We start from the raw sequence: 16,167 nt of genomic DNA on the forward strand, positions 1-16,167 counted from the left end.
TCTAGATGAGTATAAAATCTGCTATTTAGTTAGTAGAGTCACCTTTTTGCTCTTCATAAAATTCTTCAGAGGGTTTTTCAACCACTTTACTGTCTTTTTTTGCAAATGGTCTCTCTCCAAAAATTTTCTCTAAATCATCTTTAAAAATCACTTCTTTTTCTAATAGTATTTCGGCTAGTTCACTTAATTTTTCTTTATGCTGCTCTAGCAAGTCAATAGCTCTTTGGTATTGCACCTCAATAATATTAGAGATTTCTTTATCTATTAATTCTGAAGTTTTTTCACTATAAGGCTTTGTGAAAGTATATTCTGACTGTCCACTCGAATCGTAATAGGTTAGGTTGCCAATTTTCTCATTTAAACCGTATACGGTAACCATTGCTTTAGCTTGTTTGGTCACTTTTTCAAGGTCGCTTAAAGCTCCGGTAGAAATTTTATTAAATATTACTTTCTCAGCTGCGCGACCACCCATAGTGGCACACATTTCATCAAGCATTTGTTCTGGTCTTACAATTAAGCGTTCTTCGGGAAGATACCAAGCCGCTCCAAGAGATTGGCCTCTAGGAACAATGGTAACTTTAACCAAAGGAGCTGCATGTTCCAACATCCAACTTACTGTAGCGTGTCCAGCTTCATGATAAGCGATAGTCTTTTTCTCTTCTGGTGTAATAATTTTATTCTTTTTCTCAAGTCCTCCTACTATTCGATCTACAGCATCTAAGAAATCTTGCTTACCTACCGCTTTTTTTCCTTTTCTAGCAGCAATAAGCGCAGCTTCATTACAAACGTTGGCAATATCTGCTCCAGAGAAGCCTGGTGTTTGTTTGGCTAGGAATTCAATATCTAGTTCATCATCTAGACGTTTTAATGGTCTAAGATGTACTTCGAAAATTTCTTTACGCTCTCTTAAGTCGGGTAGATCTACGTAGATTTGTCTATCAAAACGACCAGCTCGCATAAGAGCTTTGTCAAGAACATCTGCGCGGTTGGTGGCGGCCAAAACAATGACATTGGTATTGGTGCCAAAACCATCCATTTCGGTAAGTAACTGGTTCAGGGTGTTTTCTCTTTCGTCATTAGAACCAGAGAAGTTGTTTTTACCTCTTGCTCTACCAATTGCATCGATTTCGTCTATAAAAATAATAGAAGGTGATTTTTCTTTTGCCTGTTTAAATAAGTCACGGACACGTGAAGCTCCAACCCCTACAAACATTTCTACAAAATCAGATCCTGATAACGAATAAAACGGCACTTTGGCTTCTCCTGCTACCGCCTTAGCCAATAAGGTTTTACCTGTTCCTGGAGGACCAACTAAAAGTGCCCCCTTAGGTATCTTACCTCCTAATGATGTATATTTCTCTGGCTGTTTTAGAAAGTCAACGATCTCTTGAACCTCTTCTTTCGCCCCTTCTAGACCAGCTACATCTTTAAAGGACACTTTTACGTCTGTATTTTGGTCAAATAATTTTGCCTTAGATTTACCGATGTTGAAAATCTGACCACCAGGGCCACCGGCTCCACCGCCGCTCATTCGTCTCATTATAAAAATCCACAACCCGATGATAAGAATAAAGGGCAGGAGTGTCCATAATAACTCCCCCCAAATATTGCTTTCGGTTTCAAAAGAAATATTTGCTTTGACATCATATTCTTTTTCAATTCTTTCAATATCCTCCTGAAACTTTTCAAGACTTCCAAAATTAACCGTGTAATGAGGAGTTTCCCCTACCGCCAAAACACCAGGATTTTCTTTACCTTTTTTTGCTAGCGATTCTTCTGCCTCGGGTGTAAGGTATACATTTGCTTTTTGAACATTCCGTATAACCACCAATTTCTTGATGTTTCCATTCTTAAGGATTTCTTCAAATTTAGCCGGACTTATTTTTTCGGGTTCATTAAAGCCTCCTCCGCTAAAAAAGTTAATACCCAGAAATATAAGAATGATACCGATATAAATCCAATAAGAATTAAATTTTGGTTTTTTGCCTTTTGGCTGATTTTTTTGCTGTTGTTGTTTAGCCATTATTTATTGTACTAATATTTTAATAATTGGTCTCAATTGCAGTAGTTTTAGCATCGCCCCAAAGACTCTCTATGTCATAAAACTCTCTGGTTTGTTTCTGGAAAACGTGAACGACAATATCCACATAATCCATTAAAACCCATTCTGCGTTGTCTGTTCCTTCAATATGCCAAGGTTTATCTTTCAAACTTTTACTAACTACCTTTTGTATAGAATTTACTATCGCATTGACCTGGGTGTTTGAGTTACCACTGCAAATTACAAAGTAATCACAAACTGTATTTTCTATTTCTCTCAAATCCATTAAAACAATATCATTGCCTTTAACGTCCTCAATCCCCTTAATTATGTGGGTAAGTAATAAGTCTGTGTTGCTGTTATCTTTTGTCATTCAATTAATTTTCAAATTTTGGCAAAGTTATAACTTTTAATGCTCTTTTAGCACAGTTAACAAAAAGTTATATTTACTTTAGTGCTTTATTTTAGATATGCACATAATCAAAGTTCATACCACCCCCTCAACCAATACTTATCTTAAAGAATTTTATCGATCCTACAAACAAGACGAACCTGTTTTGGTAAGTTGTCGAAATCAGACGCAAGGAAGAGGGCAACTAGGCGCAAAATGGGAATCTATTGCTCATAAAAACCTAGCATTTAGTCTATTAATGCCCAATTTGAATTTACCGATTAAAGATAGTTTTAAAATAAGTATGCTTGCAGCAATAGCTATTCATTCGGTTTTACAGGAGGAAGTTGATGCTAACTGGAAGATAAAATGGCCAAACGACATTTTGGCAGATAGTAAAAAAATTTCGGGAATTTTAATTGAAAATATTATTGTAGGTAAACAAATTAAAGGAAGTGTGATAGGTGTGGGGGTGAATGTAAATCAATCTGATTTTGGAGATTTACCTCAAGCTAGCTCATTGTGTTTGCTTAAAAATAAACTATTTGATCTAGATGTTTTAGAAACGAAATTGGCGAACCATCTAAAAAATGAAATGGAAAAATTTTTAAATGAATCATTTGATTTTTTAAGGGCAAAATATCACCAAACCCTGTTTAAAAGAAATGAGGTTGCTGTTTTTGAATTTCCGAATGGAGAAAAGATTTCAGGTATAATAAAAAGCGTCTCTCCAGAAGGCCTTTTACAAGTACTTTTAGAGGACGCCAAAATTCGTGAGTTTAACCTGAAAGAGGTAAAATTGCTTTATTAGAGTTTGCTTAAATTTTCGGCAAGTGTATTAATAAAGTTTTTAAGTGGTGATTTTATCATCATACTCATCATGGGGTTAAAATTACCTTCAAATTGAAGCTGTACATAGCTTTTATTTTCGGCTTGACTATCTTCCTCGATTAAGGCAATCAATGAAAAAGGTAGTTTTTCACTTTTTGCTCCTAGCGTAATTTTATCATAGGCTTGCTTTTCTTTAATCAGTAATTTGATTTCTGGCATTCCTTTTAACTGAAAAAGAAAACTATCATCTCCAGTGGTTTCAAATTTTTGAATAGAAGATGGCATGATTTTTTCAAAATTATCCACTTTAAGTAAAAATTGAAATAGCTCTTCCTGGCTTTTATTTACGTGTACTTTATCTGTTTCTAGTTGCATGATTTTATTTATTTGGGTTCCACTCTGCGGGGTTGGTGCGCCAATTTTTTAGAGTTTCTAATTCTTTATCGTTTAAATACTTGGTGTCGTAGGCTTGCTGAATTAGGTTTTCATAATTGCTTAATACGTGCACATCAAGGTTTTTATCTAGGAAGTTTTGTTGAGCGATATCAAATCCGTAACTGAAAATAGCGAACATACCCTTAATAGTTGCGCCACCTTTTTCTAAAGCTTTAACAGCATTTAAGCTGCTCTTTCCTGTACTGATTAGGTCTTCAATAACAACAACTTTTGCGCCTTTATCTAAATGACCTTCAATTTGGTTTTGTCTTCCATGTTTTTTTGCTTCTGGTCTAACATAAACAAAAGGTAGACCTAGGTATTCTGCTACTAGCATGCCAATGCCAATCGCTCCGGTAGCAACACCTGCGATAACGTCTGGTAAGCCGTAGTGCTGCTCTAATTGTTTGGCTATATTTTCTCTTACGTAATTACGGATGGGAGGATAAGACAAAATTATCCGGTTATCGCAATAAATCGGCGATTTCCATCCGCTTGCCCACGTAAAAGGTTCTTGTGGTTCTAATTTAATTGCTTTTATTTGTAAAAGTAATTCGGCTGTTTTTTTGGCCGTGTCTTTATCTAAAATCATAACGATGTATAAAATATTTGTAAATGATCATCCTATTTTGCTGTCGGCAAATCCAGAAATGGAATCTCCCTATACTTCTATTCCAATTCAAGCCGCTAAGATAAAACGTATTATTAAAAAAGTAGGCAAAGGCGAACTAAAATATGTGAATCTTTATCATAAAAGCGATAAGAAAGCATTAAACTACTTTAAAAAGAAGCTAAAGACGATTAAAGCTGGTGGGGGAGTGGTGACCAATCCTAAACAGGAGATTCTATTTATTTACAGAAATAAAAAATGGGATTTGCCCAAGGGGAAAGCCGAAAAAAATGAGACTATAGAATTGACAGCCCTGAGGGAGGTTGAGGAGGAAACAATGGTTGAAGGCTTAAAAATAGATCATTTTCTTACCAAAACTTATCATATTTTAAAGCGAAATGGCACTTATAAGTTAAAAGAAACCTTTTGGTATAAGATGAGTACCGATTATCAGGGACCTTTGTATCCTCAATTAAATGAAGGTATTACTAAGGTGAAGTGGAAAAATGCTGAGAAAACACAAAAAGCATTACAAAAATCTTATGCCAATATTGTTGAATTACTCAATCAAAAAAAGAATTTATTCCAACCGGAAAATAGGGTAAAGTAAGTGAGCTTTCTCATAGTGTTTAGATTGCTTATGCAGCCAATCTAATTGCTGGTATGCATTTGCCTTAAAGTTGGGGTCAGTCGCTTTTTTTGCTTCAAAGGCTCTTTTTAAATCGGGAATCTCTCTAAGTAGTTCAGCTGCTGTTTGATCAAAAACATAAGGAGAGAAATGTTCTTTTTGCTGTAAGACACTATCAAAGAAATTCCAATTGAAAAATGAATCTGGAGCCGTTGGCTCTAAAGTTTCTAAAATATAATTTATACCAGGTTGTCTTGCAGGTACCCAAATATCTCCTTTTCTTACTTGCTTTAAAATTTTTTCTTTTTGGATTTTTGTTTCGTAATGCAAATAATGCCCTTCAAATGGCTTGCTGAGTGTTTTAAAGTCTTTTACTCTGTATGCTGTTACTTCCAATAGAGTGTCTTTTTGGGCAGGTTCAAGAATTATTTCATTCGCTTTAAGTCTTGCAATTACACCTTGCCAAGCTTGAGGGATTAAATAAGCTTTGGGCACGCGTATACTGTCTTTAGCGATGTAATGGTTATAAAATGGTATTTCTTCCGTGTAAGGCTGAGAATCATCATAGTACAATTGATCTAACCCTGTTACCTCACTTTTTTGGATATAACTTTTAAATCCTTTAAATGATAAAGTTGAAGAATTTGATTTATCTAATTTAAAATTGGTTTTATGCCATTTTTTATTTTGATGAAATGCAGTATTCCTTGCTTTTAATTCCTTTATTTGTTGATGATAATCCTCGCTTATTTCTAGGCAAGATAGCATATAATCATAAGTAGCGCTAACCCTTTTTTTGTAATCTTTAAGCATATGAGTTTCTACAGTTATTCCTAAAGTGTTGAATAGGCTAGCATAACCTACCGAATACCTGGGCAGGTCAAGAAATTGATCAAAACCTTGTTCTGGGCTTTTTCCAAATACATTTACATAAGGGGTTACCTCCCAATTTTTTAAAAGTAATCTTTTCTTTATTTCTTTTTGAAATTCATCTGCTAGAAATGTGCCTAAGGGTCCGTCTAATTTTTGTTCTTGCGTAATCAAATGCGTTAGCGTGTATTGGTAATTTGCGCCGTTAGTTACGTGATTATCTAAAAAAACAGCCGGTTTCAAATAGTGAAATATTTTTGTAAAACCCATGGCGTTTTGACTGTCGGCTTTGATGAAATCTCTGTTTAAATCATAATTTTTGGCGTTTCCTCTAAAGCCATAAGCCTCAGGCCCATTTTGGTTTGTTCGGCTGTATTTATTTCTGTTTAATGCGCCTCCCACATTGTAAATTGGTATGGTGGCAATTATCGTATTTTTAGGAGAATCAATCTTATTTTGCGCAAGATCTCTAAAAAACATCATGCTGGCGTCAATTCCGTCTGTCTCGCCCGGGTGAATGCCGTTGTTAACAAGCATTACTAATTTTTCTTGAAAAGCTTTGGGAGTAAATACGGCAGTAGGGTTAAAAACAACTAAATTCAAAGGTTTACCACTATCGGTAAAACCCATTTCGCGTATGGAAACCGAAGGAAATTGTTGCGCGAGATTTTGATAAAAAGTGATTACTTCTTGGTAGGTGGCTGTTTTTGAGCCATTTGATTTTTCGAAAGTTGTTTCGAAATCAAACTTTTCTTCTGCTTTGATATATTTTGAGAAATCACAACTAATTAAGCTCGATAGCCCAAATACTAGGAAGATTAAATAAAAAGTATTTTTGCTTTTCATTGCTATTTGTTTATTCGCACGGCATTAGGCACTAAAACGGTATAATCTCCATTATTTCGAATGACATCTCTAACTATAGAAGAAGAGATGTAGCTTTTTCCACTTGATGTAAGTAGAAATAAAGTTTCTATGCTAGATAATTTTCTATTGGTGTGTGCTATTGCTTTTTCAAATTCAAAATCGGCCGGATTTCTTAAGCCTCTTAAAATAAAATCTGCATTTTGTGCTTTGCAAAAATCGATTGTTAAACCTTTGTAGGGCATTACCTTGATTTTTTTCTCGTGCTCGAAGGTTTTATTTAGAAATTCTATACGCTCATCTAGACTGAACATGTATTTTTTTTCGGCATTTACGCCAATAGCCAAGATGATTTCGTCAAAAAGTGTAAGACCGCGTTCTATTATATCGTAATGTCCAAGAGTTATAGGGTCAAACGACCCTGGAAATACTGCTCTACGCATATTTTTTAGTTTAAAGTTACAAAAAAATTATCGATTGCTAATGGCCCTTTCTATACAAGCTCCAAATACTTCTTTCAAGCTTAAATTGGCTGCTTTAATTTGTTGGGGAAGAATACTAGCTTCGCTCAATCCTGGGCAGGTGTTTACTTCAATAAAATGAGGTTCGCCCTGGTGGAATATAAATTCGGCTCTACTTAAGCCTTTTAATTTAAGTTTCTTGTAGACTTTAATAGCCAATTCCTGAACTTTTTGGGTGTCTTTATCACCAATTCTTGCAGGGGTAATCTCTTGGGACTCGCCCAAATATTTGGCCTTATAATCAAAAAACTCATTTTCACTTACGATTTCGGTCACCGGTAAGGCTATAATCTCACCTTGGTATTGTATCACTCCTACCGAAACTTCTGTGCCCGATAAATAGGCTTCAATAATAACTTCATCGTCTTGTTTCAAAGCATGGTTGATAGCCGATTGAATTTCTGATTTTTCTTTTACCTTAGTAACTCCAAAACTACTTCCCGCTTTATTGGCCTTTATAAAGCAAGGCAAGCCAACCTTTTTGATTATTTCTTCCTCATCAATAGCATCACCATCATTATAAAAATAATTTTTTGCGGTTGGAATTTGGTATGCATTTAAAACACTAATACAGTCCCTTTTATTAAAACTAAGAGCTGCAGGATAAAAATCACAACTGGTTTGAGGAATATTGACTGTTTGCAAATAGGCTGCAAAAAGGCCATCCTCGCCTGGAGTTCCATGAATGATATTAAAAACCGCATCAAATTGTGTTTTGTCACCATCCTTGGTAAAAGAGAAATCTCTTTTATTGATAGGATACTTTTCACCATCGGGCATAACCACTTCCCAAGCATTGGTTGTGATATGTACAGCATAAGGGATATAGTGGTTTTTATCGAGATGTTTTATAACTAAGGAGCCACTATTGATAGAAATTTGAGCCTCGTTGGAATAACCGCCCATGGCGACAGCAATTTTTTTTTTCATAAACCAAATTTATAACTAACACAAAAATACGGGTGTTTTTATATCTTTGCCTAATAATTCAAAAGAATAATGAAATTATTTCGATTCCTATTTAGTAAGCTCTTTGTTTACCAGTTGCTTATAGCCTTATTGCTGATTTTTATAATTGTGTTTGCCGCTTTAAGTTGGTTAGATAGTACCACTAATCACGATCAGCGTATAGAGGTGCCAGACCTATCAAAGCTCTCTTTGGAAGTTGTAGAACAAGAACTTGAGGCTTATAATTTGCGTTATGTAGTAGTTGACAGTGCAAACTACAACCCTGATTACCCTATATATTCGGTTATAGAACAAAACCCGAAGCCTGGTAAAAATGTGAAAGAAAACAGGAAAATATACCTTACCCTTAACCCTTCGGGTTACGCTAAAATTGAAATTCCCGAGATTGAGGGAAGAACAAAAAGGCAAGTGATTCCTACTTTGAAATCAATTGGCTTTGAAATAGGAGAAATCACCTATAAGCCCAATTTAGCAAAAGATGCCGTTATTGGCTTGCGACACAATGGAAAAGCCGTAAAAGCAGGAGAACGCCTACCAAAAACATCTGTAATTGATTTGGTTTTAGGAGATGGAAGTAGAAATTATAATAGCGAGGAATAATGACACAAGAGCCTACAGGAATAGATAATGGTAATGACGATTTGTATGAGCACTACGCTTTTACGGCTTCTAAAGGGCAAGAGCCTTTAAGGGTGGATAAATTTCTAATGAATTTTATAGAAAATGCTACTCGTAACAAAATACAGCAAGCCGCAAGAGATGGCAGTGTTTTTGTCAATGGCGAATCGGTCAAACAAAATTATAAGGTTAAAGCAGGCGATGAGGTGAAAGTTTTGCTATCCCATCCGCCTTATGAATTTTTACTCACTCCAGAGAATATCCCTTTAGATATTGTGTATGAAGATGAGGCGCTTTTAGTTGTAAATAAGCCTGCGGGGATGGTTGTTCATCCCGGACACGGCAATTATTCGGGTACTTTGATTAACGCTTTGGTGCATCATTTTGACAACTTGCCCAATAATAGTAGTGAAAGACCAGGTTTGGTACATCGCATCGATAAAGATACTAGCGGTCTGTTAGTTGTTGCAAAAACTGACCAAGCTATGGCGCATTTATCGAATCAATTTTTTCATAAAACCAGCGAACGCAAATATATAGCTTTGGTTTGGGGTAATGTAGAGGAAGATCAAGGAACGATAGAAGGCAATATAGGTAGGCATCCCAAAAATCGTTTACAGAATATGGTTTTTGAAGGAGATGATTCCGAAAAGGGAAAACCAGCGATTACTCATTTTAGAGTTTTAGAACGATTGGGGTATGTTACTTTAGTCGAATGTCAATTAGAAACAGGAAGAACACATCAAATTCGTGTGCATATGAAGCATATTGGCCATACCTTATTTAATGATGAGCGCTATGGTGGTGAGCGCATATTAAAGGGGACTTCTTTTACTAAGTATAAACAGTTTGTAGATAATTGCTTTAAAGTGTTACCACGTCAAGCCTTGCATGCGAAAACTTTGGGGTTTGAGCATCCTGTTACCAAAAAATGGATGAGTTTTGATTCTGAAGTACCGCAAGACATTCAAGATTGTGTTGCGCGATGGCGAAATTATTCAAAAAATCAGAAGGAACTATTGTAACTTTTAGCAAGGAATAATTTAAATTTGTCGCTTTTTTTAATAAAGTTATGACAAATAATAGATTAAGTTTTACCTTTAATTTTGCTGTATTAATTTTTGTACTTACAGCCTTGTGTAATGGTCATGGCGTTTATGCCCAGGAAAAAGACACCATTAGTTTAAATGAGGTTGTTCTTAAAACGCATTTAGGAAGAACTTTTAAAAAAGAAGGTAAGCTTACGCGCTTAATTACTCGTTCAGAAATAGAATCCTTACCCGTTCAAACATTAAGTGAAACACTAGATTTGCTACCTGCTCTAGATCTTAGACAACGTGGAATGTCAGATTTGCAGACTGACATCTCGATTCGTGGAGGTACCTTCAATCAGAACATGGTTTTACTTAACGGCATAAATGTTACCAATCCGCATACGGGGCACAACACACTGAGTCTACCCGTTTCTTTTTTTGGGGTAGATCAAATTGAGGTTTTAAAGGGCGCTGGAGGCAAGCTTTACGGATATAATGCTTTTAGTGGTGCCATTAACTTCACTACAGGTTTAAATAAAAGTCCGTTACAGGTAGAACTTATGGGGGGAGATTTTGGATTTAAATCCGCGCAAGCGAAAACCTATTTCGAAACGGGAAATAAGTTCGAACATCATCTTATGGCGGGATACCAAGAAGGGGATGGACACCAGGAAAATACAGATTTTGAGAGTCTAAATCTATTTTATCACGGTAAATATCAACAAAATAAGACCCAATTTGACTGGATGGCAGGGTATGCCAATAAAGGATTTGGTGCTTTTAATTTTTATACGCCCCGATTTTCAAATCAATTTGAAGAGGTGACCACCCAATTTGCAGCAATTAAATGGAGTCAAGACTTAAGTAAATTGCAATTAAATGCAAATATATACGGACTGCGTAGCAATGATAGGTTTGAGCTTTTTAGAGAAAACCCACCTACATGGTATACCCAACACAATAAACACCAAACCGATGTAGTGGCGGCTCATTTGGGGGTTAATTATACTAGCGCAATAGGTAAAACGAGTTTGCATAGCGAATGGAGGCGGGAACTCATCAATAGTAATGTGCTAGGTGAACCACAAACTTCTGTAAAAGAAGATGAAAATTTATTTTATACCGCTACCAAAGAAGCTGAATTCAATCATTTTTTTGCTCGCAATATTCTGGATGTAACATTGGCTCATCAATACAATTGGAAAGATTTGACACTGAATATAGGGCTTAAAAGTTTGCATGTTGAGGGAGTGACTAAATTTTACCCAGGAGCAGATTTAGGGTATAAGATAAATCGAAGCAACTACGTAGTGGCCTCGGTGAACAAGTCGATGCGTTTACCTACGTTTACCGATCTTTTTTATAAAGGCCCTACCCAAATAAGCAATCCTAATTTAAGAGCAGAAGAAGCTATAACTTATGACCTTACCTATGCATATAAGAATAAAATCCTTAATGCACAGGCTGCTGTATTTTATCGAGATGCTAAAAATTTAATTGATTGGACTTTAACGCCAGGGGAAGAAGTGTTTAGATCGATGAATATCTCTGAGTTAGGTAGTTTTGGAGTAGAGGTGGAAACTGATTTTAATTTGGCTCTGATGTTTGAAACAGAGTTTTTAAATAACCTAAGAGTAGGCTATAGCTACTTAGATAATGCAGACGCTAATGAAGATTTCGAATCTACTTATGCTTTTGATTTTCTAAAACATAAACTTACTGCCAATTTGGTAATTAGCCCTTTAGAGAACATGCAATGGAGTATAGGTGGGTTTTATCAAAAACGCAACGGGGGTTACCAACGTTTTGTCAATGAGGAAGCCACTGGTTTTGTGCCTTACGACGATGTGATTACTTTGAATACGAAAATATCTTACAAGTATAAAAAACTTACTTTTTTACTTGATGTTTTTAATATTTTAGACCAAGACGCCTTTGATTATGGCAATATCTTATTGCCAGGCAGGTGGGCCAAATTTGGTGTTAGTTTTAGTTTATAACTTAGATTTATGGTAAGATTGTTTTAAATTACTGACTTTGTAAATCTAAAATCAGCCATTATCGTAAATTAGGAAAAAATTCAATTATGAAGATAGTAATTTCACCGGCTAAATCTTTGAATGAAAGCCAAGATTGGCCTATACAAAAATCATCACAGCCTGTATTTCTAGAAGAAGCAGCTCAAATTAATAGAAAGCTGGCTCGTTTTTCGAAAAAAGAATTAGCCGATTTAATGAATATCAGCGACCAATTGGCCGATTTAAATTACACCCGTAACCAAGATTTTGAAGCTAAACCTACAGCTAAAAATGCTAAACCGGCGATTTATATGTTTGATGGTGATGTTTATTCTGGATTAGAGGCAGAAACAATAGAAGAAAAACAAGCCGATTTCCTGCAAAATAGTCTACGTATTTTATCTGGACTTTATGGAATTCTTAAACCATTTGATTTGATGCAGCCTTACCGACTTGAAATGGGAACAAAATTGAGTATTGAGCGCAACAAAGACCTTTATGCTTTTTGGAAAACCAAAATTACAAAGCAATTGAATGAAGAGTTACAAGAAAACGAACTTTTTGTTAACCTAGCTAGCAATGAGTACTTTAAGGCGGTAGATAAAACCAAATTAAAAAGTCAAATAGTAACGCCTATTTTTAAAGATTTTAAAGGAGATAAGCTTAAAACTATTGCATTTTATGCTAAAAAAGCCCGTGGTGCTATGGCGCGTTACTTAATTGACCATCAGGTGAGTAAATTTGAAGATTTACTGGGCTTTACTGGGATGGATTATAAGTACAGCGAAGAGCATACTGATAAATCAAATGAACCAGTTTTCATTCGATAGCTTAAATTTCGGTTAATTTACGGACACCAGATTTTGTAGAATAAGCCAAATTCTTTTTATTTTGAAACGGTAGCTTTTAACACTTCAAAAGAAATTATTCCTATATCTAAAACAGCTTTATGCAAGTTGCCATTTACATAATGGTATTCTGAATCATTTTTGGAAGATTTAATGTATTTGTGACGCGATTCTTGTTGCAAAGTGAGAAATTTACCTTGTTCTTCAGAATAAATTTCTTTGACTCCGGCGGGCTCTTCAAAAAGAAGTTGTACACTAGAATAGTTTATGGGGCGGTTAATTTTATGGCTCTTATTACTTTCTGTAAAAATATAGGCGTTTTCTTTTTTACGGGTAAAACTATGCGTTCTAGTTTTGCCATTGACTACTATAGTAACTTCTGCAAAAAGCAATTGTTTGTTGAGGTCTTTTTTAACTAAATAAGTGTACTCAACGTTAAGGGGAGTAATTATTCTTGTCTTGATGCTCGTATTGCTTATATAAAATAAGGTGTCGCCTTTTTTGTAGTGCCGGGCAGTAAGTTTACCTAGGTTTTTATCTTTATATACAAGCTCAAAAACCAATTTTTGGGCTTGCCCTGAGCTTAATATTGGAAATATAAGAAAAAGAAAAACAAGAATTAATAGGTGATTTTTATTAGGATGCATAGGGCTAGGTTATTCTACAAATATAAAGTTATCTCATAATAAAAAAACAAGAATAAGTATTTGATTATCAAAAAATAATAGCTACTTTTGCAATCCGTTTGGCAGCATTTGGAAAATCAAGCGGAATTAATTTTTATTTTTAAACAATCTTCTGTGCATCAGCTGTTTAATTTTCCAAGGTGTGTAGAATACAAATGAATAGATCAGCAATGGCTGAAGAAAAAAACAATCCAGAGATTCAAGAAGTAGCCGGGATGGACGCTTCTTCTCAACCAGCTCCTAGCGAGCAACAACAAAATCCAGAACAATTTTTAAAGGAGTTTAACTGGCACAATTATGAAGAGGGTATCGACCCAATTGATGATGGTAAGTTAGATGAGTTTGAGAGACTTGTAGAGGAAAACTTTGTAGATACACTTGATGATGAAGTTGTTGAGGGTACGGTAATCAATATCACCGATCGTGATGCTATTATCGATATCAACGCTAAGAGTGAAGGTGTAATCTCACTAAATGAATTTAGATACAATCCTAATTTAGCGGTTGGCGATAAAGTTGAGGTTTTAATTGATGTACGTGAAGATGCTACAGGGCAATTAATTCTTTCTCACCGTAAAGCTCGTGTAATTAAGGCTTGGGATCGCGTAAATAAAGCGCACGAAGAAGGTACCATTGTAAACGGTTTTGTAAAATGCCGTACAAAAGGTGGTATGATTGTAGACGTATTTGGTATCGAAGCTTTCTTACCTGGTTCGCAAATCGATGTGAAGCCAATTAGAGATTACGATGCTTACGTAAACAAAACTATGGAGTTTAAAGTGGTGAAAATTAACCACGAATTTAAGAATGTAGTAGTTTCTCATAAAGCGCTTATCGAAGCAGATATCGAAGAGCAGAAAAAAGAAATTATTGGTCAATTAGAAAAAGGACAAGTGTTAGAAGGTGTGGTTAAAAACATCACTTCTTACGGTGTGTTCGTTGACCTTGGTGGTGTAGACGGTTTAGTTCACATTACTGATTTGTCTTGGTCTAGAATCAATCATCCAAACGAGATTGTAGAATTAGATCAGAAATTAAACGTAGTAATCTTAGACTTTGATGAGGCTAAAACTAGAATCCAATTAGGTCTTAAGCAATTGAACAAGCACCCTTGGGAGGCACTTGATGCCGACTTGAAAGTAGGTGATAAAGTTAAAGGTAAAGTAGTTGTTATTGCAGACTACGGTGCGTTTATTGAAGTTGCTGAAGGTGTAGAAGGATTAATCCACGTTTCTGAAATGTCTTGGTCTACTCACTTAAGATCTGCACAAGATTTTGTAAATGTAGGCGATGAAGTTGAAGCACAAATTTTAACTTTAGATAGAGAAGAGCGTAAAATGTCTCTAGGTATTAAGCAATTAACACCAGATCCATGGACAGACATTACGACTAAATACCCTGTTGGTTCAAGACATACCGGAATTGTAAGAAACTTTACAAACTTTGGTGTATTTGTTGAACTTGAAGAAGGTATCGATGGTCTTATTTATATCTCAGATCTTTCTTGGACTAAGAAAATTAAGCATCCATCAGAATTCTGTAATGTAGGTGATAAATTAGATGTTGTTGTTCTTGAACTTGATGTTGACGGACGCAAATTGAGCTTAGGTCACAAGCAAACAGAAGAAAACCCTTGGGATAAATATGAGCAAGATTTCGCAGTAGGTACTAAGCATACAGCAACAATTGCAGATGTTGTAAGCAAAGGAGCTACTATTGAGTTTAATGAAGATATTACTGCTTTTGTTCCTACTCGTCACTTAGAAAAAGAAGACGGTACCAAGTTAGGTAAAGGAGATGAAGCTGAATTTGTAATCATCGAATTTAATAAAGAATTTAAGCGTGTTGTGGCTTCTCATATGTCTATTCACAAAGAGGAAGAGGCTAAGATAGTTACACAAGCAGCTAAAAAAGCTCAAGAAGAGAATAAGCCTACTATAGGTGATGCTAACGCAGATCTTCAAGCTTTAAAAGATAAAATGGAAGGTAAAAACTAATTTTACTTAAATTTTGTTCTTATATTTTAAGACCCTCAAGCTTTCGCTTGAGGGTCTTTTTTGTAAGCAAATTTTTTAACTTTTATATGTTTAATTCATTCCTTGAATTACCCAAACTCAAATTTTTCATATTTGAATATTCGATTAGACTATTAATTTATTTAAATTCAGGTATGGGGGAGCATTCTAAACCTTTTTTTTTTAGGCTTTTAATGACAATGCACTTATAGGGTTTATGGAAGTAGAGTTGATGCGCTTTAGCTTATATATCGCTAAATTATATTTTACTAGTTAAGTCAACTTTGCTGCTAATGGCTTCTAAAGACCTTTACGGAAGTAGGGCATAATGCAAAAAACCTTTTCCTGTCTGAATATAAAAAATAATCAAACAGAAAAAGGTTTGTAATAAAATGAAAAGTTAGAAGCTGTTATTGCCCCTGCATTTCTAATTGTTTCATTTGCATTTCTTGAATATAATCAAAGTACTCGTTAATTCCGCCTAAAGAAACGATGAACGCAATGCTAGAGATTAAAACTAATAAGCCTATAACCAATCCGATAATTGCAATAATTTTGGCAGTTTTTACTTGGCCATAGTTGTCGAATCCATTAGGATTTTGATGGTATAAGCGTGTGTCTTTATTCGCTAAATAAAATGCTACACCAGATAATATCACGCCTCCTAATCCTGCACTAAAGCAGCAGGCTATAAAAGATAATATTCCTAAAATTAAAGATAGTGTAGCATTGGGTAATTTCCGATTTTCTAATTCCATTTTTTAAAATTTGAGTTAAGTATTTAGTTG

General features: G+C 35.2%; 16 protein-coding genes. 7 read left to right on the forward strand and 9 right to left on the reverse strand.

The features are described from left to right. Positions 1-25: 25 nt before the first annotated feature. Together ftsH and rsfS are read right to left on the reverse strand one after the other, a co-directional pair. Positions 26-2,023, reverse strand: a complete 1,998-nt coding sequence (ftsH, locus tag ACH2AZ_RS00300; protein WP_394906121.1) for an ATP-dependent zinc metalloprotease FtsH — start codon at positions 2,021-2,023, stop codon at positions 26-28. Positions 2,024-2,042: 19 nt separating this feature from the next. Further along, entirely contained in the window at positions 2,043-2,414 is a 372-nt protein-coding gene (gene rsfS, locus ACH2AZ_RS00305; RefSeq protein WP_379045079.1) for a ribosome silencing factor, read from the reverse strand. Between the two features lie 97 nt (positions 2,415-2,511). Here rsfS and ACH2AZ_RS00310 point away from each other — a divergent pair, with 97 nt between their 5' ends. Further along, the gene (locus tag ACH2AZ_RS00310) at positions 2,512-3,243 is read left to right on the forward strand and encodes a biotin--[acetyl-CoA-carboxylase] ligase (protein WP_394906122.1); all 732 of its coding nucleotides are present in this window, start codon (positions 2,512-2,514) and stop codon (positions 3,241-3,243) included. On the opposite strand, the gene ACH2AZ_RS00315 is transcribed toward ACH2AZ_RS00310, so the two are convergent. Together ACH2AZ_RS00315 and pyrE are read right to left on the reverse strand one after the other, a co-directional pair. Beyond that, positions 3,240-3,638 carry an SRPBCC family protein gene (locus tag ACH2AZ_RS00315; RefSeq protein ID WP_394906123.1) on the reverse strand — a complete coding sequence of 133 codons (399 nt, stop codon included), beginning with the start codon at positions 3,636-3,638 and terminating at the stop codon, positions 3,240-3,242. The two genes, ACH2AZ_RS00310 and ACH2AZ_RS00315, sit on opposite strands and share 4 nt — an antisense overlap. Positions 3,639-3,642: 4 nt before the next feature. Continuing rightward, complete coding sequence (gene pyrE, locus ACH2AZ_RS00320) at positions 3,643-4,290, reverse strand: orotate phosphoribosyltransferase (RefSeq protein WP_379045071.1); 648 nt, start codon at positions 4,288-4,290, stop codon at positions 3,643-3,645. A gap of 4 nt (positions 4,291-4,294) precedes the next feature. Here pyrE and ACH2AZ_RS00325 point away from each other — a divergent pair, with 4 nt between their 5' ends. Next, a complete protein-coding gene (locus tag ACH2AZ_RS00325; protein ID WP_394906124.1) occupies positions 4,295-4,918 on the forward strand; it encodes an NUDIX hydrolase in 624 nt (207 codons plus the stop codon). On the opposite strand, the gene ACH2AZ_RS00330 is transcribed toward ACH2AZ_RS00325, so the two are convergent. The 3 genes from ACH2AZ_RS00330 to ACH2AZ_RS00340 are packed head-to-tail and all read right to left on the reverse strand — an operon-like array spanning position 4,889 to position 8,121. Further along, a complete protein-coding gene (locus ACH2AZ_RS00330; protein WP_394906125.1) occupies positions 4,889-6,652 on the reverse strand; it encodes a hypothetical protein in 1,764 nt (587 codons plus the stop codon). The genes ACH2AZ_RS00325 and ACH2AZ_RS00330 overlap by 30 nt on opposite strands. Positions 6,653-6,654: 2 nt before the next feature. Continuing rightward, positions 6,655-7,113: a pantetheine-phosphate adenylyltransferase gene (gene coaD, locus ACH2AZ_RS00335; RefSeq protein WP_379045062.1), complete on the reverse strand. Its 459-nt coding sequence runs from the start codon at positions 7,111-7,113 to the stop codon at positions 6,655-6,657. A gap of 27 nt (positions 7,114-7,140) precedes the next feature. Then, complete coding sequence (locus ACH2AZ_RS00340; protein WP_394906126.1) at positions 7,141-8,121, reverse strand: D-alanine--D-alanine ligase; 981 nt, start codon at positions 8,119-8,121, stop codon at positions 7,141-7,143. A gap of 69 nt (positions 8,122-8,190) precedes the next feature. On the opposite strand from ACH2AZ_RS00340, the gene ACH2AZ_RS00345 reads away from it, so the two are divergent. The 4 genes from ACH2AZ_RS00345 (at position 8,191) to yaaA (ending at position 12,660) form a co-directional block, all read left to right on the forward strand. Beyond that, a complete protein-coding gene (locus ACH2AZ_RS00345; protein WP_394906127.1) occupies positions 8,191-8,760 on the forward strand; it encodes a PASTA domain-containing protein in 570 nt (189 codons plus the stop codon). After that, positions 8,760-9,803, forward strand: a complete 1,044-nt coding sequence (locus ACH2AZ_RS00350; RefSeq protein ID WP_394906128.1) for an RluA family pseudouridine synthase — start codon at positions 8,760-8,762, stop codon at positions 9,801-9,803. The genes ACH2AZ_RS00345 and ACH2AZ_RS00350 overlap by 1 nt, the downstream gene beginning before the upstream one ends. 47 nt (positions 9,804-9,850) lie before the next feature. Continuing rightward, a complete protein-coding gene (locus ACH2AZ_RS00355) occupies positions 9,851-11,812 on the forward strand; it encodes a TonB-dependent receptor plug domain-containing protein (RefSeq protein ID WP_394906129.1) in 1,962 nt (653 codons plus the stop codon). Between the two features lie 86 nt (positions 11,813-11,898). Continuing rightward, positions 11,899-12,660: a peroxide stress protein YaaA gene (yaaA, locus tag ACH2AZ_RS00360; protein WP_394906130.1), complete on the forward strand. Its 762-nt coding sequence runs from the start codon at positions 11,899-11,901 to the stop codon at positions 12,658-12,660. Between the two features lie 56 nt (positions 12,661-12,716). On the opposite strand, the gene ACH2AZ_RS00365 is transcribed toward yaaA, so the two are convergent. Further along, on the reverse strand, positions 12,717-13,325 hold the full coding sequence (locus ACH2AZ_RS00365; RefSeq protein WP_379045044.1) for a DUF6134 family protein: 609 nt from the start codon (positions 13,323-13,325) through the stop codon (positions 12,717-12,719). Between the two features lie 209 nt (positions 13,326-13,534). Between ACH2AZ_RS00365 and rpsA the strand changes: the two genes are divergently transcribed. Beyond that, positions 13,535-15,361: a 30S ribosomal protein S1 gene (gene rpsA, locus ACH2AZ_RS00370; RefSeq protein WP_379045382.1), complete on the forward strand. Its 1,827-nt coding sequence runs from the start codon at positions 13,535-13,537 to the stop codon at positions 15,359-15,361. A 428-nt stretch (positions 15,362-15,789) separates the two neighbouring features. Here the strand turns inward: rpsA and ACH2AZ_RS00375 are convergent, their stop codons facing one another. Next, positions 15,790-16,137, reverse strand: a complete 348-nt coding sequence (locus ACH2AZ_RS00375; RefSeq protein ID WP_394906131.1) for a CCC motif membrane protein — start codon at positions 16,135-16,137, stop codon at positions 15,790-15,792. Between the last annotated feature and the right edge of the window lie 30 nt (positions 16,138-16,167).

Origin of the sequence: uncultured Mesonia sp. (assembly GCA_947499595.1) — a bacterium.
GTDB lineage: Bacteria > Bacteroidota > Bacteroidia > Flavobacteriales > Flavobacteriaceae > Mesonia > Mesonia sediminis.

What these genes read in the sequence shown, in the direction of transcription:
- rpsA (WP_379045382.1), top strand. Translation starts at nt 13,535, where the DNA reads ATGGCTGAAGAAAAAAACAATCCAGAGATTCAAGAAGTAGCCGGGATG.
- ACH2AZ_RS00355 (WP_394906129.1), top strand. Translation starts at nt 9,851, where the DNA reads ATGACAAATAATAGATTAAGTTTTACCTTTAATTTTGCTGTATTAATT.
- pyrE (WP_379045071.1), bottom strand. Translation starts at nt 4,290, where the DNA reads ATGATTTTAGATAAAGACACGGCCAAAAAAACAGCCGAATTACTTTTA.
- ACH2AZ_RS00375 (WP_394906131.1), bottom strand. Translation starts at nt 16,137, where the DNA reads ATGGAATTAGAAAATCGGAAATTACCCAATGCTACACTATCTTTAATT.
- ACH2AZ_RS00330 (WP_394906125.1), bottom strand. Translation starts at nt 6,652, where the DNA reads ATGAAAAGCAAAAATACTTTTTATTTAATCTTCCTAGTATTTGGGCTA.
- ftsH (WP_394906121.1), bottom strand. Translation starts at nt 2,023, where the DNA reads ATGGCTAAACAACAACAGCAAAAAAATCAGCCAAAAGGCAAAAAACCA.
- ACH2AZ_RS00350 (WP_394906128.1), top strand. Translation starts at nt 8,760, where the DNA reads ATGACACAAGAGCCTACAGGAATAGATAATGGTAATGACGATTTGTAT.
- ACH2AZ_RS00315 (WP_394906123.1), bottom strand. Translation starts at nt 3,638, where the DNA reads ATGCAACTAGAAACAGATAAAGTACACGTAAATAAAAGCCAGGAAGAG.
- ACH2AZ_RS00310 (WP_394906122.1), top strand. Translation starts at nt 2,512, where the DNA reads ATGCACATAATCAAAGTTCATACCACCCCCTCAACCAATACTTATCTT.
- rsfS (WP_379045079.1), bottom strand. Translation starts at nt 2,414, where the DNA reads ATGACAAAAGATAACAGCAACACAGACTTATTACTTACCCACATAATT.
- ACH2AZ_RS00325 (WP_394906124.1), top strand. Translation starts at nt 4,295, where the DNA reads ATGTATAAAATATTTGTAAATGATCATCCTATTTTGCTGTCGGCAAAT.
- yaaA (WP_394906130.1), top strand. Translation starts at nt 11,899, where the DNA reads ATGAAGATAGTAATTTCACCGGCTAAATCTTTGAATGAAAGCCAAGAT.
- ACH2AZ_RS00340 (WP_394906126.1), bottom strand. Translation starts at nt 8,121, where the DNA reads ATGAAAAAAAAAATTGCTGTCGCCATGGGCGGTTATTCCAACGAGGCT.
- ACH2AZ_RS00365 (WP_379045044.1), bottom strand. Translation starts at nt 13,325, where the DNA reads ATGCATCCTAATAAAAATCACCTATTAATTCTTGTTTTTCTTTTTCTT.
- ACH2AZ_RS00345 (WP_394906127.1), top strand. Translation starts at nt 8,191, where the DNA reads ATGAAATTATTTCGATTCCTATTTAGTAAGCTCTTTGTTTACCAGTTG.
- coaD (WP_379045062.1), bottom strand. Translation starts at nt 7,113, where the DNA reads ATGCGTAGAGCAGTATTTCCAGGGTCGTTTGACCCTATAACTCTTGGA.